Genomic DNA, 20,467 nt, shown 5'->3' on the forward strand with positions numbered 1-20,467 from the left:
GCGTCACCCTGTCATTCATCCACGCGGGGAGGCATGGATGGGCAGGAGCCGCAGAACACTTCCGGAAGAGCTTCTGCTGCTCGCTCTGGACCCGACCACGGGTACCACAGCGCAGCCGCAGTCGCTCGACCTCGGCCTGGCCGGAGCACAGCTAGTGGAGCTGGCGCTGGCAGGACGGATAGCCCCTGACGGGGATCGTATCGCCGTGGTGATGCCACGGCCGACAGGAGATCCGACACTGGACTCCGCACTGGAGCTGTTGCGCAGACGCGGCAGCCCGGTCCGGGCCGTCCACTGGATCGGCGGGCCCCGGCTGGGGCTGCGCCAGACCTACCTTTCGCATCTGGAAAGGTGCGGCATGGTCCATGCCGTGGCCGGCCAGATGTGCGGGGTGCTGCCGACGACTCGCTACCAGGCGACGGACACGGCGATCAGCCGGGAAATCAGGGCCCGGCTGGACAGTGCGATCCGCACCGGCGTACCACCGGACCCGCGGACCGCGGCGCTCGCCGCGCTGGCCCATGCGGTCGGCCTGGGCAAGCACCTCTACCCCGGCAACGAGGGGCGGTCCTCCCGCTCCCGCCTCCGGGATCTGATCAGGCACGACCCCATGGGCGGCCTCGTGGCACACGCCGTGATGGACGTTCAGAACGGTGTGGGCGCGCAGCCACGCCGTAACCCGGCAGCGCCCGGCCGCCAGTCGGCCGTGCAGATGCCTCAGCGACGCGGCAGCATGGCCCGCGCCGCCGCGCACTAGCACGAACGAACACCCGGGCGTGAGCGCAAGTGAGCGCACGGGCACCCACTCGGTCGCGCGTACCCGTACGCGCGACCGTGATCAGGACCGCCGCACCGCCGTCGTCCCCCTGACCGGTCCGGGAGCCGCAGAGAGCGCGGAGCAGTCGTCACGACTGCTCCGCGCTCTCGCTTTGTCCCCCGCATTGTGCGCGCGTGTCGTCGTTTTCCAGCGCGAGCCGCACCTTTGGTGGCAGTCTGCTGAGACGTAGATACACACAGCAACAAGGACAACACAGCAGTCCACAGCCGGAGGTGCAGTTCCCGTGGCGTCCAACGTCAACCCCACCGTCAGGCGCCGCCGTTTGGGCCAGGAGTTGCGCCGGCTCCGTGAACTCAAGGGCATGACCGCGGAGGAAGTGGCGGACCGTCTGCTCGTCTCCCAGTCGAAGATCAGCCGACTGGAGAACGGCCGCCGGTCGATCAGCCAGCGCGATGTGCGCGACCTCTGCGGCGTGTACGAGGTCGAGGACCACCGGGTCGTCGACTCCCTGATGCAGATGGCCAAGGACTCCCGCCAGCAGGGCTGGTGGCACGCCTTCGGCGACATCCCGTACAGCGTCTACATCGGCCTGGAAACGGACGCGGCCTCGCTCCGCGTCTACGAGCCGCAGATCGTCCCCGGACTGCTCCAGACCCGGGAGTACGCGGAGGCCCTCATCACCGGCGCGCTGCCGGAGACCCCGGTCAGCGATGTGGAGAAGCGCGTCCAGGTACGGCTGCGCAGGCAGGAACGGATCTCCTCCCCCGACGGCCCGCTGCGGCTGTGGGCCGTGGTCGACGAGGCCGCGCTGCGGCGGGTGGTGGGCAACAAGGAGATGATGCGCGAGCAGCTGGAGTACCTCGTCGAGCAGTCGCAGCTGCCGCATGTCACGGTCCAGGTGCTGCCGTTCAGCATGGGCGCCCATCCCGGCATCACGGGGCACTACGCCATCCTGGAGTTCCCCGACGCCTCCGATTCGAGCGTCGTCTACATCGAGGGCGTCACCAGTGACCTGTATCTGGAGAAGGCGAACGACGTCCACAAATACACCGTGATGTACGAGCACTTGCGGGCCCAGGCGCTGAACGTGGACCAGACCCGCGAGTACATCGAAGACATCGCCAAGTCGTACGCGAAGTAAACGGAAGCCACTCGGGAAGTCGCGAGGGCGCACGGTACACCTTCGCGACCGTTTCCCGTAAGAGCGCAGCGAAATATGCCATCCGGTCGAGTGAACGGACGTTCTCAGCAGTCGAGGCTGCCAAGTAGCGTCCTGATCACGCCGTCAAGAACGTCGGCCACACCGTCGAAACACGGAACCGGAGAAAGACATGGCTATTCACCAGGGCGCCACGGACACTTGGACCAAATCCTCGTACTCCGGCGGAAACGGCGCGTGCGTCGAGGTCAAGTCCCCTGTTGTGCAGGCGATCGCCGTGCGGGACTCCAAGGCCCCTGAGGGCCCCTCCATCACTTTCGTCCCCGAGTCGTGGACCGCGTTCGTACACGGCGTGACCAAGGGCTCCCTCTAGGGTTCCGCTCCCGGGAAGCACCGGAAACGACAGAGCCCTCTCGACTGGTCCGCCGTCCCGGCCGAGGGGGCTCGGCCCTGTCCGGCACAACTCGTCACATGGCATGGTTCGTTGGACAGAGCGACTCGCCGTTCAGCGCAGCTCGTCCACGTAGCGGTCCGTACCCGGCACGGTCGGAATGAACGGCGCGACCAGCTCGACCCTTCCCCGCTCCCCCGCGTCGAGATCGGCGAAGTGCCCCTCCCAGCAGTCCCGCGGATCCCGCTCCAGGAACCACAGCAGCGTCAGCCGGGTGTCGACGCCCTCCACCTGCTTCACGTACGACATCCGGTCCAACGGCAGCGGCGTCGGCCGGAAGACCGTCACCATCGCCGCCGGGGAGCCCGCGAGCCGCTTCGGCAGCTCCCGCGACCGCAGCCACTCCAGCAGCTCGGCCCGCCCCTGCGGCCCCTCCGCGTCGATCACTTCCACGACCAGCCCCGCGTACGGATGGTCCAGCGCGTGGTAGTCACGCGGGCCCGCCGCACCGTCCCGGTAGACGGTCGCCACGTGGTCCTGGAAGGCGGTGAACACGTGGGTACGGGCCTGATGGACCCGACCGTCGCGATTCAGCCGCTTGTTGATGCCGACGGTCCACCTCATGTGGTCGTCGTAGCGCCCGTCGGTGATCCAGTACGTGGAGATGTAGCAGCCGGCCGTCACCGGCTGGGCGACCGCCGACTTCTCCGGATAGCGCAGCAGCTGGAGGTCCCGGGTGGCGACCCAGCGGCGCCCGGCGTACATCCAGGGCATCGCCATCGCGCCCGCGTAGTAGTGGTCGTCCTCGTACCAGCGGTTGTACGCGTACTCCTGGCCGGGATGCGGCTCGACCATGGTGATCAGCGCATGTCCGGGGCGAACCCCGTAGGGGCCGACGGCCGCCAGTTCCGCGTACACCTCGGACCGGGTGTCCTCACTCACGACGCTCCCCTTCCCTCCTCCGGTGGACGGACCTACTCTGACGCAGCGTCAGATAAAGGGCCAGAGCCGGGAGTCGCCGAGATGCTGCTGCAGGGGAAGACCGTCATCGTGTCCGGCGTCGGCGCCGGACTCGGACACCAGATCGCCGCGACCGTCGTCCGCGACGGGGGCAACGCCGTCCTCGGCGCCCGCACCGAGGCGAATCTCGCCAAGGCCGCCACCGAGATCGACCCCGAGGGCGCGCACACCGACCACCGCCCCACCGACATCACCGACGAGACGCAGTGCGAGGCGCTCGCGGCCCTCGCCGTGGAGCGCTTCGGCCGGATCGACGCGGTCGTCCATGTCGCCGCCTGGGACAGCTACTTCGGCGGCCTGGAGGACGCCGACTTCTCGACCTGGCAGCAGGTCCTCGACGTCAACCTGCTGGGCACACTGCGCATGACCCGCGCCTGCCTGCCGGCCCTCAAGGAGCGCGGCGGCTCGGTCGTCATCATCGGCACCCAGTCCTCGGTCGCCGCACCCTCCCAGGTCCGCCAGGCGGCCTACGCGGCCTCGAAGGGCGCGCTCACCTCGGCCATGTACTCCCTGGCCCGCGAGCTCGGCCCGCACCGCATCCGGGTCAACACGGTCCTGCCCGGCTGGATGTGGGGCCCGCCGGTCCAGGCGTACGTACAGTTCACCGCCCACACCGAGGGCGTCCCGGAGCCCGAGGTCCTCGCCCGGCTGACCGAACGGATGGCCCTCCCGGACCTCGCGACGGACGCGGACGTCGCGGAGGCCGCCGTCTTCCTCGCCTCCGACCGCGCCCGCTCGATCACGGGCCAGTCCCTCCTGGTCAACGCCGGCGAACTGATGCGCTGACAACTCCCCAGGGTCGCACGGGCAAACGCCCCGTGCGGCCCTTTTCTGCCCTCCAATCGTCCATGGATGTGAATGAAGGTCAATAACTCGAACGATTTTACCCCCTCTTGACCCAACGACTCGTTGTCGCGGGCGCTCACATGGCCACACCATGAACGGCGTTCACAAGGCGGACCCCTGGAGGGGGACATGAACAGTCTCGACTGGACCGTGCTCATCGGCTACTTCGGCGTGATGGTCGCCATCGGCATCTGGTCCCACAAGCGTGTGGACAACGTCAGCGACTTCTTCACCGCCGGCGGCAAGATGCCATGGTGGCTGTCGGGCATCTCCCACCACATGTCCGGCTACAGCGCGGTCATGTTCACGGGGTACGCGGCCATCGCCTACACCTACGGCGTGACGTCCTACGTGACCTGGTCCTTCCCCATCGCCATCGGCATCGCCATCGGGTCGCGGCTGTTCGCTCCACGCCTGAACCGGGTCCGCTCACGCCTGCACGTCGCCTCGCCGCTCGAATACCTCAAGGGGCGCTACAACCTGCCCACCCAACAGGCCCTCGCCTGGTCCGGCGTCCTTCTGAAGATCGTGGACGTCGGCGCCAAGTGGGCGGCCATCGCCACCCTGCTGTCCGTCTTCACAGGCGTCTCGCTCAACATGGGCATCCTGATCACGGGCGCGGTCACCGCCGTGTACTGCACCGTGGGTGGTCTGTGGGCGGACGCCCTGACGGAACTGGGCCAGTTCATCATCCAGCTCCTCGCCGGCATCGCGATGCTGGTGGCCGTCATGGCCGAACTGGGCGGCTTCAACAGCCTCTGGAACGTGTGGGACGAGCCGGTGCTGCAGGGCCACACCGAGCCGCTGGCAGGCCCGTACATGATGGTCTTCTTGATCGCCTACCTGTTCATCAAGACGTTCGAGTACTCGGGCGGCATGTGGAACCAGGCACAGCGCTACATGGCCACCGACTCCGCCGAGTCCGCCGAGCGTTCGGGCCGGTTGTCCGCCCTGCTCTGGCTGATCTGGCCGCTGGTGCTGTTCTTCCCCATGTGGGTGGCGCCCGTGATCCTGCAGAACGAGAAGAACGTCGTGCCGGCCGACTCGTACGCCATCATGGCCGAACAGCTCCTGCCGCACGGGCTGCTGGGCCTGGTCGTCGTGGGCTTCTTCTCCCACACGATGGCGATGTGCTCCTCGGACGCCAACGCCATCGCGGCGGTCGTCACCCGCGACATCATGCCCGCCGTCTCCCGCAAGGTCCGCGAGTGGGACACGCGTGCCGGACTGCTCGCCGCCCGCTGGTCGACGCTCCTCTTCCTCGGCCTGTCCATGGCCATCGCGACGCAGGTCAACTCGGCGTTCTTCGGCGACATCATCACCGTCGTCATCAAGTGGGTCGCGGGTCTGATGGGCCCGATCGCCATCCCGCTGATGCTCGGCCTGCTGCCCTGGTTCCGTAAGTGCGGCCCGACGGCGGCGCTGCTCAGCTGGGGCGTCGGTCTGATCACGTTCTGGCTGGTGAACTACCCGATCAGCTGGCAGGTCGAGGGCGGTGTGCCCCTGCAGTACCAGGTCTCGATCCCGCTCGCGGTCTCGCTGGTGCTCTTCATCCTCGTCGGCTACATCAAGCCGGAGGACACCCCGGAGCGCGACGGGATCCTCGCGCAGCTCAACCCTGGTGGCGGCGGCGGGCTGGCCACGGCGGCCGTCCCTGGGCCCACCCCGGCCGGGGACACGGTGGGTGACACGACGGCGCGGTCGGCGGCCAAGGAGTAGGGAGCGTTCTCACAGTCGGGGGTGGGCGGACCACGGGGCCGCCCACCCCCGACTGTGTGTCCACGGCCCGCCACGAGCGGAGGCGCACGGTACGCCGGCCCTGGCCGCTCAGCGACTCAGCGGCTCAGCCCCTCAGCCCCTCAGCCCCTCAGCCGCGCGGGTAGCGGTGCAGCCAGCCCTGGGCGGAGACCGACGGGCCGTGGAGGGCGGGGCCCTGGGTCATCTCCATGGCGAAGTCGTCGGCGAGTTCGAGGACCGTGGCGCGGCCCTCCAGCTCCGCCAGCCAGGCGGGGGGCAGGGCGGTCTCGCCGTGGAGGGCGCCGAGGAGGGCGCCGCAGAGGGTGGCGGTGGTGTGGGAGGGGCCGTCGTGGTTGACGGCGAGGCGGAGGCCGTGGCGGATGTCCTCGCTGACGAGGGTGCAGTAGACGGCGACGGCGAGGGCGTCCTCGGCGTTCTCCGGGTTGCCGAGGGCGGCGATCCTGGCCGGGCTCGGAATGCCCTGGCGTACGGCGCCGAGGGCCTGCTTGAGCGCGTCGGTCACGGGCTGGTGGCCCGGCCTGGGCGTGAGGAGCGAGAGGGCGCGCTGGACCGAGCCGTCGACGGTCTCGCCGCGGGCCAGCCCGTGCACGATGACGGCGAAGGCCCCGGCCGAGAGATACGCGGTGGGGTGGCCGTGGGTCTGCGCCGCGCACTCCACGGCGAGCTGGCAGACCAGCTGCGGCTCCCAGCCCACGAGCAGGCCGAACGGCGCGGAGCGCACCAGGGCTCCGGAGTCGCGCGCGGTCGGGTTCTTGGGCTTGTCGAGCGTGCCGAGGCTTTCGTCACCGAGCCCGGTGAGACAGGCGGGAGCCGGGTCGCGGCGGGCGTAGAGCCACTCCTCGCGGGCGAGCCAGCCGTTGTCCTTGCGGCGCTCGTCGGGCCCCCAGTCGCGCTGGGTGGCGGCCCAGCGCAGATGGGCGCGGTGCACGTCGGTGGGCGGGTGCCAGGCGCCGGTGTCGCGGCGGACCTGGGCGCGTATGAGGCCGTCGACGGTGAAGAGGGTCAGCTGGGTGGCGGCGGTGACGGCGCCGCGCCTGCCGTACGCGGGGACGAAGTCGGCGACACCGTCGGGGCCGTGGGCGGCCCGTATGTCGTCGACCGTCAGCTCGGCGACACCGGCGCCCAGCGCGTCACCGATGGCCCCGCCCAGCAGACAGCCGCGTACCCGGGCGCGGAAGTCCTGCTGTTCGGCACGGCCCCAGACTGCTGTGGCTGCTGTCGTCACGCGGCCTCCCCTCCCTTCTCGTGCGCAGAACTGTAATAGACCGCACGAGATCGCTTCATGGGCGCAATCCAGCCGGGAGGGCTTGTGAAGCGGTATGTGGGCGGTCGCCCTTCTGGCCGGTTTTGATCACTGTTCACGGTGGATTTCCGCGTGCGTCGCGCCCGGCTCGCAGGATCCGCCGCATGGCCCTGCTTACTCGTGTCACGAAGCCCGCTGTCGGCGCCTGACAACTGACCGCGGACAACTGACAGTCGCCTGCCTGCGTGCGAGCGCCGTCAGCTCGGCTCGTCCGCGATGTCGTCCGCCATGTCGTCCGCGATGTCGTCCGCGATGTCGTCGTCCGGCTTCAGCGCGTCCCGGACCTCCGTCACGCGCTGGAGCCGTTCGGCGAGCCGGGTGGTGTCGGCACGCGGGCAGCGCGCCAGTTCGGTGAGGTAGGCGGCTGCGTCGGCCAGCTCGTCGTACACGGACCCGGTGGCGAGGAAGAGGTCGAGGAGCCTGTCCGCTCGCGCCCAGTCGCCGAGCGCGCAGGCCGTCACGGCCAGCTCGCCGGCCTGGGTGCGGGAAGGCGGCGAGGCCGGCCCGGGCGGTTCCTCGTCCGTCAGGAGGAGGCGTTCGGCGTCGCGGAAGAGCGGGGCCGCGGACTCCAGGCCTTCCCGCAGGGCCAGTTCCATCGCGAGGTGGAAGGATCCCTCGCAGGGTTCGGTTTCGAGCAGGCGACGCGCCACCGCCCGCGCCTCGTCGTAGCGGCCGGACCGCCGCAGAGCCTCCGTCCTGGAAGCGAGGGCACGGGTCGAGTCGGCCCCTGCCTCCTCGGCCGTGTCCAGCGCGGCCAGCGCGTCCGGCATCCTCCCGAGCGAGAGCAGCACCGAAGCACGCCGGACGTGGGTCCGGGCCGGGTCGTGGCCGAGCGCGAGGCACCGGTCGAGATCGGCGAGGGCCCGCAGCGGCCTGCCGGTGCTCAGATGCAGGTGTGCCCGGGAAGCCAGCGCCCAGCGATACTGCGGATCCAGCTCGATCGCCCGGTCCAGATCCCGGTAGGCGGCCTCGAACTGCTCCACCGTCGCATGGACTTCACCCCGTTCGGCCAGCACCCATGCCGTCTCGGGCAACAGCCGTACGGCCATGTCCAGATCGGCGATCGCCTCGTCGTACTGCCCCAGGGCGTGGTGGGTCTGTCCCCGGCTCCCGACGGCCCAGCCGTCGTCGGGCGCCAGGGCGACCGCCCGGTCGAACGCGCTGACGGCCTCGGCCGTCCTGCCGATCAGCCGGAGGGTCTCCGCGTACTGGGAGAGCAGCCACGCGTGGTCCGGTTCGATCGTCCGCGCCCGTTCCAGGTCGGCCAGTGCCCCCGCGGTGTCCCCGGTGGCCCCCCGGCGTACCACGGCGCGGAGGACCAGCGCCCAGACATCGGACTCGTCCAGCTCCACCACCCGGTCCAGATCCGCCAGCGCCTCCTCGTGCCGGCCCAGCTCGCGCAGCGACATGCCGCGGCTCGCATACGCCCTGCCGTAGTCGGGCCTGATCGCGATGGCCCGGTCGAACGCGGTGACGGCCTCGTCGTGCCGGTCGGCGAGCGTGAGGGTCTCGCCCTGCTGGAAGAGCAGCCAGGCGTTGTCCGGCTCGATCGTCCGCGCCCGTTCCAGGTCGGCGAGCGCCGCGTCGACGTCGCCCAGGGCCCGGCGGACGCCGGCGCGGCGGATCAACGCCCAGGTGTACTCCTGGTCCAGTTCGATCGCCCGGTCCAGATCCGCCAGCGCCTCCTCGTGCCGACCCAGCTCGTGCAGTGACATGCCGCGGCTCGCGTACGCCCAGTCGTAGTCGGGCCTGATCGCGATGGCCCGGTCGAACGCCGGGAGGGCCTCGTCGTGCCGGTCGGCGAGCCGCAGGATCTCCCCGCGCTCCCCGTGGATCCACGCGTGGTCCGGCGAGACGCGGTCCGCCCGGTCCAGGTCGGCCAGTGCCGCCTCGACGTCGCCCAGGGCCCGGCGGACGCCGGCGCGGCGGATCAACGCCCAGGTGTACTCCTGGTCCAGTTCGATCGCCCGGTCCAGATCCGCCAGCGCCTCCTGGTACCGGCCGAGCTGGTTCTTGGCCTGGCCGCGTGAGGCCAGTGCCCATGCGTCGGAGGGATCGAGGGCGACCGCCCGGTCCAGATCGGCGAGCGCCGCCTCGTAGCGGCCGAACTGCCGTTTGGTCTCCCCGCGTTCGCCGATGATCCAGGCGGTGTCGGGTGACAGCCGCTCGGCCTCGTCCAGCGCTGTCAGCGCTCCCTCGACGTCCCCGGTCCTGGCCAGGGTGACGCCCAGACCGTAGTGGGCCCTGGCCAGTTCGGGGGCCAGAGTGAGCGCCTCGGTGAAGTCGGCCAGTGCCGCCTCGAACTCGTCGGCATCCCGGTGGTCACGGCCGCGGACGACGAGCGCGGTGGCTCGTGCTTCGGGGGTCAGCCGTCCCCGGGCGAGGAGGATCCCGAGCACGCGTATCGTGCCGCCCTGATCGCCCTGATCGCCCTGGTCGGACTGGTCGGACTGGTCGGACTGGGTGGACTGGTCGGACTGGTCCGACCGTCCGTGGCGTTCCTGCCCTTCGTGCCGTTCGTCGGTCAGCGCCTCCAGGCAGTCCTGCCCCCAGCGGCGGAGGACCTCCGCATCGGAGTCCTCCCCCGCCTCGGCGAGCGTCCGCGCCCAGCGGCGCACCGCGGCCGCGCCCTCGTCGCAGGCGTCGATGCCGTCACGGAGCGCCTGCGGCAGTGCGGGCGCGGGACCGGCGCACAGCCGGTGGTACGTCTCGGCGAGGCGGAGTTCGCGCCAGGGCTCGTACGCCCACAGCTCGTCGGGGTCCTGGCCCTCGGCGGCCCGCTCACGCCATCCCGCGAAGGCCTCCGCGAGGCGGGTGTGCCGCTCCCGCCAGCGCTGCGGTGAACTGATGCGCTGGAGTCGCAGCATGGGGGCGCGTACGACGTCGTGGTACTGGACCCGGCCGCCGCGTTCGCTGACGAACGGCAGCGCCCGCAGCCGGCCGAACAGCCCGGCCGCGTCGGTGTCGACCACGGCGCGGAACCCCTCCTCGTCGACCGCCACCCGGAACACGTCCTCGTCGAGCCGTCGCGGCAGGGCGCAGGCCAGCGCGGCCGCCCGGCGCACCTCGTCGTGCTCGCCCCTGAGGAAGCCCTCCACGGCGGTGACGCTCGGGTCGGCCGCGTCGTCCGGGTCGGTGGGCGGATTCTCGGCCAGGGTGCTGACCAGCACGGGCAGCCGGCCCGAGAGCCTCAGCACGTCCTGTACGACGCGTTCGTCCACCACGCCCTTCGCGGTGAGGAGCGTGCGCGCCTCGGACTCGGTGAAGGGGGCGAGCGGCAGGTCGCAGACGAAGTCGGCGCAGTCCGCCCAGCAGCGCGGGTCGAGCCGTCCCTGCCCGGCCAGGGTGATCACCACATGTGCGGGGAGTGCGCCGTACCGGTCGCTCGTCATCAGATCGCGCAGCCAGGTGTCCAGGAAGGGACCGGTGCGCTCGTACGTGTCGAAGAACAGCGCGATCCAGGGCGCGGTGTCCGTGGCGACCCTCTCCAGCTCGGAGACCAGCACGGGGGTGAGGACCTGGAGCGGATCGAGGACCAGCTGGACGTCCTCCTGTTTGCCGAACCGCGCGCTGAGCGCTGCCCGCAGCCGGTCCGTTCCCCGGGCGATCTGCGCCGGGTCGGCGGCTCCCGCGAAGGCGCCGATGGCAGGCAGCATGCCGAGGCCGATGAGTCCGGCCTGGGCCACGATCATGCTGCTCGGCGTCGGCATCGGCGGGGACAGCGGGTTCAGGGGCGCCGGGAGGGCGCCGCCCTCGGGCCCGGCGGGCGATTCCTGCTGCCCGATCAGCGCGGCGGACGCCGATTCCGCTTCGTGCCGCCGCTGTCGGTACGTCGCCAGCATCCGGTCCAGGGCCTTCAGCGGACGGCCCTGTCTGCCGAACTGCTCGCTGATGGCGGCCATGGCCTCGGGGACGCTGCTCACGGAGTCGTCGACGGTCGCGGTGACGGCGGAGCGTTCCTCCGCGAGCTGCAGCAGCTCCTGCACGAGGGAGCTCTTGCCGACCCCGGCGTCACCGTGGATGTGGAACAGGAACCGGTGCCGCTCGTCCTCCGGCGGTACGTCGAAGTTGTCCCGGAACACCGCGAGTTCATCCCGACGACCCACGAATCCGGCGCGTCTGCGGCGCCGGATCAGCTCCTGCATCGACGGTCGAGCGGAGCGCGAGGAGCGAGAAGCTCGCGACGGTGTGGAGGGTGTGGAAGGTGGTGAAGGTATGGAAGATCGTCCCCCGGCCATGCGGCCAAGTGTCCCAGCCCATAGGGGCCGTGTCAGCAGGTCTCAGCCCGAACCGGCCGGTCAAGGCCACACAACCCGAACCGGCCGGTCAACGCCACTCAGCCCGAACTTGCCGCTCAGCGGACCTCAGCCCGAACCGGCCCGTCTCGCCGGTCTGGCCGGTCTGGCCGGTCTGGCCGGTCCAGACGGCCCAGACGGCCCAGCCGGACCAGCCGGTCAGGCCGTCGCCCACGCGTCTCAGCCCTGCTCCAACACCGGCAGCAGCTCCGGCAGATGCCCGTCGGACGCCACCGCGGTCCGCTGCCGCTCGGCCGGGACCTCCCCGTACAGCGTCGTACGGGGCCTGGCCGGCCTGCCCGCGGCCTCGGCGATGGCGGTCAGGTCCTGGATGGAGCGGTACGAGCCGTAACTCGACCCGGCCATGCGGGAGATGGTCTCCTCCATCAGCGTGCCGCCGAGATCGTTGGCGCCGGAGCGCAGCATCTCGGCCGCGCCCTCCGCGCCGAGCTTCACCCAACTGGTCTGGATGTTGGGGATGTGGGGGTGCAGGAGCAGCCGGGCCATGGCCGTCACCGCGCGGTTGTCGCGGGTCGTCGGCCCGGGCCGGGCGATTCCGGCCAGGTACACCGGTGCGTTGGTGTGGATGAAGGGCAGCGTCACGAACTCGGTGAACCCGCCCGTCTCCTGCTGGATCCGGGCCAGCGTACGGAAGTGGCCGAGCCAGTGCCGGGGCTGGTCGACGTGCCCGTACATCATCGTCGACGACGAGCGGATGCCCAGCTCGTGCGCCGTCGTGATGACCTCGATCCAGGTGGCGGTCGGCAGCTTGCCCTTGGTCAGGACCCACCTCACCTCGTCGTCGAGGATCTCCGCGGCCGTGCCGGGGATCGAGTCGAGCCCGGCCTCCTTCGCGGCCGTGAGCCACTCGCGGATCGACATCCCGGTGCGTGAGGCCCCGTTGACGACCTCCATGGGTGAGAAGGCGTGCACGTGCATGTCGGGGACCCTGGTCCTGACGGCCCGCGCGATGTCGAAGTACGCCGTGCCGGGCAGGTCGGGGTGGATGCCGCCCTGCATGCACACCTCGACCGCGCCGACGTCCCACGCCTGCTGGGCCCGGTCGGCGACCTGGTCGAGCGAGAGGGTGTAGGCGTCGGCGTCCGTGCGCCGCTGGGCGAAGGCGCAGAAGCGGCAGCCGGTGTAGCAGACGTTGGTGAAGTTGATGTTGCGCGTGACGATGTACGTGACGTCGTCGCCGACGACATCGCGGCGCAGCTCGTCGGCGATGCGGCACAGCGCGTCGAGGGCGGGCCCGTCGGCGTGCAGCAGGGCGAGGGCCTCGTCGTCGGTGAGCCTCGTCGGGTCGTCGGCGGCCGTGGCCAGGGCCTGCCGTACGTCGGTGTCGATGCGCGACGGCACCATGCCGGGCGCGGCGGCCTCGCGCAGGGACTCCCAGTCGCCGTACACGTCGTCGAAGTCGTCGCGGCGGTCGGAGGTCCGCCCATCGGTGTCGATGGTGCGGTGCAGATCGGTACGGCCGCTCGCCGTGAACCCCTCGTCCGGCTCCTGCCACGGCAGGCCCACGGGCATGGCGTCCGCGTCGGCCAGGCCCGTCGCCGGGTCGGCGAGCGCCCGTACGTGCGGCAGGAGCCTCGGGTCCAGCCAGGGCTCGCCGCGCTGCACGAACTCCGGGTAGACCGCGAGTCGTTCGCGCAGCCGGAAGCCGGCGTCGGCGGATCGCTCGGCGAGCAGCTCGATCTGCGGCCACGGCCGCTCGGGGTTGACGTGGTCGGGCGTCAGGGGCGACACGCCGCCCCAGTCGTCGATACCGGCCGCGATGAGCCGCCCGTACTCCTCGTCCACCAGGTTCGGCGGGGCCTGGAGACAGCCGGACGGTCCCATGATGTGCCGGGCGACGGCGATGGTCGCGACGAGGTCGTCCAGCTCGGCGTCCGGCATGCCACGCATCGCCGTGTCCGGCTTGGCGCGGAAGTTCTGGATGATCAGCTCCTGGATGCCGTGGTAGGCACGGGAGATCCGGCGCAGCGCGAACAGCGACTCGGCGCGCTCCTCGTACGTCTCACCGATCCCGATCAGCAGCCCGCTGGTGAACGGCACCGAGCTGCGTCCGGCGTCCTCCAGCACCCGCAGCCGTACCGCCGGCTCCTTGTCCGGCGATCCGTGGTGGGGGCCGCCCGGCTCGGACCACAGACGGGTGGCGGTGGTCTCCAGCATCATGCCCATGGAGGGCGCGACGGGCTTGAGCCGCTGGAAGTCCGTCCAGGTCATCACCCCGGGGTTGAGGTGCGGCAGCAGCCCGGTCTCCTCCAGGATGCGGATCGCCATGGCCCGTACGTACGCGATGGTGTCGTCGTAGCCCTCGGCCTCCAGCCACTCACGCGCCTCGGGCCAGCGGTCCTCCGGCTTGTCCCCGAGCGTGATCAGCGCTTCCTTGCAGCCCAGCTCGGCCCCGCGCCGTGCGATGTCCAGCACCTCGTCCGGCGACATGAACATCCCGTGGCCGGCCCGCCGCAGCTTCCCGGGGACGGTCGCGAAGGTGCAGTAGTGGCACTTGTCGCGGCAGAGCCGGGTCAGCGGGATGAACACGCTCTTCGAGTACGTGATCACCCCGGCCCGCCCGGCCGCCTCCAGCCCCGCGTCCCGCACCCGCGCCGCGGACGCGCACAGGTCCGCGAGATCCTCCCCGCGCGCCTGCAACAGCACGGCGGCCTCGCCGGTGTCGAGGGCAACACCGTCCCTGGCACGCCTGAGGGCGCGGCGCATGGCGTTGGCGGTGGGACGTCCGGGCTGTTCTCCAGCCTGGTCTGCGGCCTGGTGATCCGTCATGCAGCGAGCATACGAGCGCCCACCGACGGGGAAGGTCACAGGCCCGGACGTATGCCTCGAAATCACCGGGCACGGAGGAACGCGCACCGTTCCCGGAAACCTTCCGGACGAGGCGTCCGGGGGAGGCGCTCGGGCGAGGCGTCCGGGGGAGGCGCTCGGGCGAGGCGCTCCCTGACCTCCAGCCTGGCCCGGACCGCCGGTTTTACCCCGTAAACGCCCGATACAGTTCGTTGCGTTCGGGAAGAGGCCCATGACAGCATTCCGCGTGTGACTGACAACGGGGACGACATACCAGGGCGCGACCAGCCCTCAAAACTCGCCGAGTTGGCGGACTGGACGATATCCCCTCCGTCACCTCCGCAGGCCGAGGCGCCCACACCCGACGCCGGACAGGCGCCCTCGGCGAGCGCGCCGCCGGTGACGAGCACGTCCCGCGTCCAGACTGCGGACGATGCGCCGGCCGCCGCCCGACGGGGGTTTGCGCGGTTGCTCGGGGAATTCCGGCGTACCGCCGTGCTGGTGCCCTTGGATGCTTACGGCAGCCTCTGGACCGCCGACCAGGGCGGTGTCCGCTGGATCTGCGCCTTCTCCGACGAGGAGGCTCTGGCGCGGTTCGCCCAGGTCCAGGGAAACACCCGGCGCGAGTGGAAGTACCGGACGATCCTCGGCGCGCGGCTGCTGGACGTGATGGTGCCCATGCTGGCCGGGCCCGGCGGCGTGGCGCTGGACGCGGGCAGCGACGACGGCATGTTGTTCCCGCCGGTCGAAGGCATCGTGCCCGACGCGGCGGCAGTTGATCTCGGTGATTCGGGGGGTACGTGATGAGCGGGAAAGACGCTGACCTTCAGGCGCCGCCGGAGGCGCTCGCCAACATCGTGAAGGGCATCGATCTGGCCCATTCCGAGCTGAAGGACCTCGGCATGATCGGCGAGGCGTCCGCCGGGCGCGGCTTCTCGGAGCTTGGCCTGTCGGGGCTGGAGCTGGGACACGGCGGGCTGACGGACCAGTTCCGGACGTTCTGCGACCGCTGGGAGTGGGGCGTCCGGGCGCTGACCCTGAAAGGGAACGGGTTCGCGCAGGCCGTGGGCCTCTCGGCCGGCTCCTTCGCCGAACAGGAGCAGTACGTCAAGGACTCGATCAAGATCGGCGTCAATTCGGTCAACGGGAATCCGCACCTGAGCGAGGACGAGGTCAAGGCCAAGGACTGGGACGAGATCAGCACCCAGACCTGGTTCGACGACGCGGACTGGAGTGCCGAGTCGTTCTCCGAGGCGCACGGAGAAGTGAAGGAGACCTGGAAGAACACCGGTTACGACGTCATGGACGCGCAGCTGGACTCCTGGGAGCGCTCGGGCCTGATCGACTCGAAGGAACGTGACGCCGCGGACGCACAGCTGCGCGAAGCGCTGGACCCGTCCGAGGAGACGATCGCGCAGGCCGAAGAGCCGCGGTGGGGGGAGCACGGCTGATGGTGGACCTGGGGGACTGGGGCAAAGCCCTCGACAAGGGCATCGAGATCGTCGACGACGGGATCGACACGGCCAAGGAGAAGGTCGGCGAGGGGATCGACTGGACGACGGACAAGGTCGGCGAGGGCCTGGACAAGGTCGGTGCGCACGACTGGGCGGACGGCGTCGAGGACTGGGGTGACGAAACCGCCTCCTCACTGGGTGCGGAGGTGGGCGAGCAGCAGCTCGGACAGACCGAGGAAGCCGACGAACTCATCCACGGCAACCCCGAGAAGATCGCCTCGACGGTGAAGAACCTGCGGGACTTCCAGAAGGCGTTCGAACTCGTCGGCGGAGGGATGAAGAAGCTCGACTCCAGCCACTGGAAGGGCGAGGCGGCCGACGCGTTCCGTAAGAAGGCCCAGACGCTGCCCACCGACTGGCTGCACGCCGCCGACGCCTTCGAGACCGCGGCGAAGGCCCTGGAGACGTATTCCACTGCGGTCATCAGCGCCCAGAGCAAGGCGAGGGAGGCGATCGCCCTCTACAAGGAGGGCGACGCGGATTCCAAGACGGCGGCCGACGCGTACAACAAGAAGGTCGACGCCTACAACGCCGCCCGCAACAACGACAACCCGCCGCCTCGGCCAGGCCCCTTCACCGATCCCGGCAAGGCGAAGCGCGCGCGGGCGCAGGAGGTCCTCAAGGAAGCCCGTCGGCACCGCAACGAGGCAGGCGAGACGGCGAAGACGGCCGTCACCGAGGCATTGGCCCATGCCCCGAAGGAACCCACGGGTCGCGAACAGCTCAAGCTCGAACTCCTGGACTACGGACTCGCCCAGGGCATCGAGACGACCCATCTGGCCGGTGGCGTCATCAAAGGCACCGCGGGACTGCTCAACTTCGTCCGCTCCATCAACCCGACCGACCCCTACAACCTGACCCACCCCGCCGAGTACTACAAGGGTCTCAACATGACCCTGGCCGGGCTCGCCTCCACCGCAGCGAACCCGGACCGCGCCCTGAAGGGCGCGTGGGAGTCGCTCAAGAGCGACCCGAGCGAGTTCTGGGGCCGGCTCCTCCCGGAGGCGGTCGGCACGAAGGGCGGTGGTCTCCTCCGGGGCGGGCTCAGGGCAGGCATGAAGGACCTCGCCGACAGCCCGCCGACCAAGGCACGGGACGGTCACACCAAGGATCCCGACGGCAAGGGCAAGCAGTGCAGTGAGACGAAGTGCGACGGAGACCCGGTCGACGTCGCGAGCGGGCGGGTGCTGCTGCCGCAGACGGACATCGTCCTGCCAGGCTCCCTGCCTCTGGTGTTCCGGCGTTCCTTCGACTCCTCGTACCGAGCGGGTGGCTGGTTCGGTCCGACCTGGTCCAGCACCGTGGACCAACGCCTGGAGATCGACTCCGAGGGCATCGTCTTCGCCTGCGACGAAGGCAGTCTGCTCGCCTACCCCCACCCCGCGCCGGGCATACCCGTGCTGCCCACGCACGGCAGGCGCTGGCCCTTGGACCGTACGGACGACGGCTACACGATCACCGATCCCGACACCGGACGGGTCTTCCACTTCGCCGACCACACCGACGAACTGGCGCTCCTGGCTCAGATCGACGACCGCAACGGCCACTGGATCACTTTCGACCACGACGAATCCGGCGCACCGACGTCGATCGTCCACCACGGCGGCTACCACCTGAAGATCACCACCGACGAGGACAGGGTCTCCGCGCTGCACCTCGCGGGAGCGGCCCCGGACGGCTCGGACCAGGAGATCCTGCGGTACGGCTACACGGACGGCCATCTGACCGAGGTCATCAACTCCTCGGACCGGCCCGTGCGTTTCGGCTACGACGACCTGGGCCGCATGACGTCATGGACCGACACCAACGGCAGCCACTACGACTACGTCTACGACGACCTCGACCGGTGCGTGTACCAATCCGGTACGAACGGCCATGTCGAGTCCCGCTTCACCTGGGACGACACCGACCCGGACACCGGCCTGCGGACGACCTCGATGACCGACGGTCTGGGCAACACCAAGCGCTACGTGATCAACGAGCGTCAGCAGGTAGTCGCCGAGATCGACGCGAACGGGCACGTCTCACGCTTCGAGTACGACCGCCACAACCGGCTCCTGGCCGCCGCCGACCCGCTCGGCCGTGTCACCACGACGACCTACGACGCGGACGGCAGACCGATCACCGTGAGCCGTCCGGACGGCCGGGAACTGTCCGCGATGTACGACGGTCTCGGGCTGCCGGTGCGCATCCGGGGAACGGACGGCACCGTGACCCGCCAGACGTACGACGAACGCGGCAACCGCACCTCGGTGACGGACGCGTCGGGTGCGACGACACGGTTCACATACGACGAAGTCGGTCACCTGGCATCGGTGACGGACGCTCGTGGCCACACCAGTCACGTGCGCTGTGACAAGGCGGGACTTCCCGTCGAGATCACCGATCCACTGGGCGCCACGACTCATTACGAACGGGACGCCTTCGGCCGGCCGGTCGCCCTCACCGACCCGCTCGGGGCGGTCACCCGCCTGGAATGGACGGTCGAGGGCAAGCTCGCGCGACGCGTAGAGCCGGACGGCAGTGCGCAGTCGTGGACCTACGACGGCGAGGGCAACTGCACCGGCCACACCGGCGCCATGGGCGGTGTCACCGCATACGAGTACACGGACTTCGACCTCCTCGTGGCCCGGACCGGGCCGGACGGTGTGCGGTACGAGTTCTCGCACGACACAAATCTGCGTCTGACCCGGGTCACCAATCCGCAGGGCCTGACCTGGTCGTACGAGTACGACGCGGCGGGCCGGCTCATATCGGAGACCGACTTCGACGGCAGGGCCCTCGGCTACGCCTACGATGCGGCGGGGCGGCTGACTTCCCGGAAGAACGGTCTCGGCCAGAGCGTGCGGTTCGAGCACAACGCCTTGGGCCAGATCACCCGCAAGGACGTCGAGGGCTCCGTCACCACGTACGAGTACGACATCTTCGACGAACTCGCGACGGCGGCGAACCAGGACGCGACGCTGACCCGGTTGCGCGACCGCTACGGCCGTCTCAGGTCCGAGACGGTGAACGGCCGGAAACTCGCCTTCCAGTACGACGTTCTAGGCCGCCGGACGGGCAGGACGACACCGGGCGGGGCCGTCAGCAGCTGGTCGTACGACGCGGCGGGCCGCCGTACGGAGCTGACCACCTCGGGCCGCACCCTCACCTTCGAACGTGATGCGATAGGCCAGGAGTTGGCGCGCCACATCGGCGAGACCGTCTCGTTCACCCACGCCTTCGACGCGATGGGACGTCTCGTCGACCAGCACGTCACTGGCGCGAGCGGCAGCCTCCAGCGGCGCGGCTACACCTACCGCGCGGACGGTTACCTCGTCGGCATCGATGACCAGCTCTCTGGTGCGCGAACGTTCGACCTGGACGTGGACGGCCGCGTCACCGCCGTCCACGCCGCGAACTGGACCGAGCGCTACGCCTACGACGCTGCGGGCAACCAGACCGAGGCGTCCTGGCCCTCCGCCCATCCGGGCCACGAGGCGACAGGCGCGCGTGCCTACACCGGCACCCGCATCACCCGCGCGGGCAACGTCCGCTACGAACACGACGCCCAAGGCCGCATCGTCCTGCGCCAGAAGTCCCGCTTGTCGCGCAAGCCCGACACCTGGCGCTACGAGTGGGACGCGGAGGACCGCCTCGTCTCGGCGACCACCCCGGACGGTGCGGTGTGGCGCTACCAGTACGACGCCCTGGGCCGCCGCGTCGCGAAACAGCGCCTCGCCGACGACGGCGTCACCGTCATCGAGCAAGTCTCCTTCACCTGGGACGGCGCAACCCTCTGCGAGCAGACGACCGCGTCCGCGGAGCTTCCCAACCCGGTCTCCCTGACCTGGGACTACGACGGCCTGCACCCCCTCACCCAGACGGAACGCATCCTGTCGGCCGATGCCCCACAGGCGGCGATCGACGAGCGCTTCTTCGCCATCGTCACCGACCTGGTGGGAGCCCCCACCGAACTCGTCGACGAGTCGGGCACCCTGGCCTGGCACACACGGAGCACTCTGTGGGGTACGACAACGTGGGCGAACTCAAGCACGGCGTACACGCCACTGCGCTTTCCGGGGCAGTACTTCGACCCGGAAACGGGGCTCCACTACAACTTCCACCGCCACTACGACCCCGAGACGGGGCGGTATCTTTCCGCAGACCTTCTCGGCCTGGCACCCGCTCCAAATCCGGTGGCATACGTCCCCAATCCGCACACCTGGAGTGATCCACTTGGTCTCGCTCCGTGCAACCAATACTTCGACAAACGGACTGAAGCCTTTAACACCGCGCGTGAACGAGCAGGAGTACCAAACAGTCAGCAGCCGGTCAAGCAGTGGGAGGTAGGCGCCGATCAAACGCAGCGTCACCGGACGAGCAATTACATGTACGACCCGAACCCGGGCGCCCACGGACGCTACTACCAATACGAAACGCCACAGGGCACTCGGGTGATCGCCGAGCACACAAATGACCCAAACGCCCCCTATCCACATTTCCATGCCGGACAGCCGAAGGGCGGCGGTCATAACGTGGATATGATGGGAGAGCGGTACCAACAGGTCGGCGACAAGCATCACATCTACTACAAAGAGCGATAGGACGTCGGG

At 69.9% G+C, this 20,467-nt stretch carries 12 protein-coding genes; 8 read left to right on the forward strand and 4 right to left on the reverse strand.

The genetic code is table 11. The features are described 5' to 3' along the window. The first annotated feature begins 37 nt into the window (after positions 1-37). The 3 genes from OG766_RS14875 to OG766_RS14885 all read left to right on the forward strand — a co-directional run bounded on the left by OG766_RS14875 (position 38) and on the right by OG766_RS14885 (position 2,310). Positions 38-757: a GOLPH3/VPS74 family protein gene (locus tag OG766_RS14875; RefSeq protein WP_266379042.1), complete on the forward strand. Its 720-nt coding sequence runs from the start codon at positions 38-40 to the stop codon at positions 755-757. Positions 758-1,061: 304 nt separating this feature from the next. Then, positions 1,062-1,919, forward strand: coding sequence for a helix-turn-helix domain-containing protein (locus OG766_RS14880; RefSeq protein WP_266379044.1), 858 nt, complete (start codon positions 1,062-1,064; stop codon positions 1,917-1,919). A 190-nt stretch (positions 1,920-2,109) separates the two neighbouring features. Continuing rightward, positions 2,110-2,310, forward strand: a complete 201-nt coding sequence (locus OG766_RS14885; RefSeq protein WP_266379046.1) for a DUF397 domain-containing protein — start codon at positions 2,110-2,112, stop codon at positions 2,308-2,310. Between the two features lie 132 nt (positions 2,311-2,442). Here OG766_RS14885 and OG766_RS14890 read toward each other — a convergent pair whose 3' ends face one another. Continuing rightward, on the reverse strand, positions 2,443-3,270 hold the full coding sequence (locus OG766_RS14890) for a hypothetical protein (RefSeq protein WP_266379049.1): 828 nt from the start codon (positions 3,268-3,270) through the stop codon (positions 2,443-2,445). A gap of 81 nt (positions 3,271-3,351) precedes the next feature. Here OG766_RS14890 and OG766_RS14895 point away from each other — a divergent pair, with 81 nt between their 5' ends. Continuing rightward, positions 3,352-4,134 (forward strand): SDR family oxidoreductase, encoded by a 783-nt coding sequence (locus tag OG766_RS14895; protein ID WP_328725530.1) that lies wholly within the window; start codon positions 3,352-3,354, stop codon positions 4,132-4,134. A gap of 189 nt (positions 4,135-4,323) precedes the next feature. Beyond that, positions 4,324-5,913, forward strand: a complete 1,590-nt coding sequence (locus tag OG766_RS14900; RefSeq protein WP_266379056.1) for a sodium:solute symporter family protein — start codon at positions 4,324-4,326, stop codon at positions 5,911-5,913. A gap of 148 nt (positions 5,914-6,061) precedes the next feature. Here the strand turns inward: OG766_RS14900 and OG766_RS14905 are convergent, their stop codons facing one another. The 3 genes from OG766_RS14905 to OG766_RS14915 all read right to left on the reverse strand — a co-directional run bounded on the left by OG766_RS14905 (position 6,062) and on the right by OG766_RS14915 (position 14,340). Then, positions 6,062-7,177: an ADP-ribosylglycohydrolase family protein gene (locus OG766_RS14905; protein WP_266379059.1), complete on the reverse strand. Its 1,116-nt coding sequence runs from the start codon at positions 7,175-7,177 to the stop codon at positions 6,062-6,064. A gap of 275 nt (positions 7,178-7,452) precedes the next feature. After that, positions 7,453-11,400 carry a tetratricopeptide repeat protein gene (locus tag OG766_RS14910; protein WP_328725531.1) on the reverse strand — a complete coding sequence of 1,316 codons (3,948 nt, stop codon included), beginning with the start codon at positions 11,398-11,400 and terminating at the stop codon, positions 7,453-7,455. Positions 11,401-11,730: 330 nt separating this feature from the next. Further along, complete coding sequence (locus tag OG766_RS14915) at positions 11,731-14,340, reverse strand: bifunctional FO biosynthesis protein CofGH (RefSeq protein ID WP_328725532.1); 2,610 nt, start codon at positions 14,338-14,340, stop codon at positions 11,731-11,733. Positions 14,341-14,607: 267 nt separating this feature from the next. Here OG766_RS14915 and OG766_RS14920 point away from each other — a divergent pair, with 267 nt between their 5' ends. Genes OG766_RS14920 through OG766_RS14930 form a run of 3 tightly spaced genes read left to right on the forward strand, consistent with a single transcriptional unit; the run spans position 14,608 to position 20,458 of the window. Further along, on the forward strand, positions 14,608-15,162 hold the full coding sequence (locus OG766_RS14920) for an SseB family protein (protein ID WP_266379067.1): 555 nt from the start codon (positions 14,608-14,610) through the stop codon (positions 15,160-15,162). After that, positions 15,162-15,809, forward strand: coding sequence for a hypothetical protein (locus tag OG766_RS14925; protein WP_266379070.1), 648 nt, complete (start codon positions 15,162-15,164; stop codon positions 15,807-15,809). Before OG766_RS14920 ends, OG766_RS14925 begins: the two co-directional genes overlap by 1 nt. Beyond that, positions 15,809-20,458 carry a putative T7SS-secreted protein gene (locus OG766_RS14930; RefSeq protein WP_266379074.1) on the forward strand — a complete coding sequence of 1,550 codons (4,650 nt, stop codon included), beginning with the start codon at positions 15,809-15,811 and terminating at the stop codon, positions 20,456-20,458. Before OG766_RS14925 ends, OG766_RS14930 begins: the two co-directional genes overlap by 1 nt. Positions 20,459-20,467: the final 9 nt, after the last annotated feature.

The organism is Streptomyces sp. NBC_00259 (assembly GCF_036181745.1).
Lineage (GTDB): Bacteria > Actinomycetota > Actinomycetes > Streptomycetales > Streptomycetaceae > Streptomyces > Streptomyces pratisoli.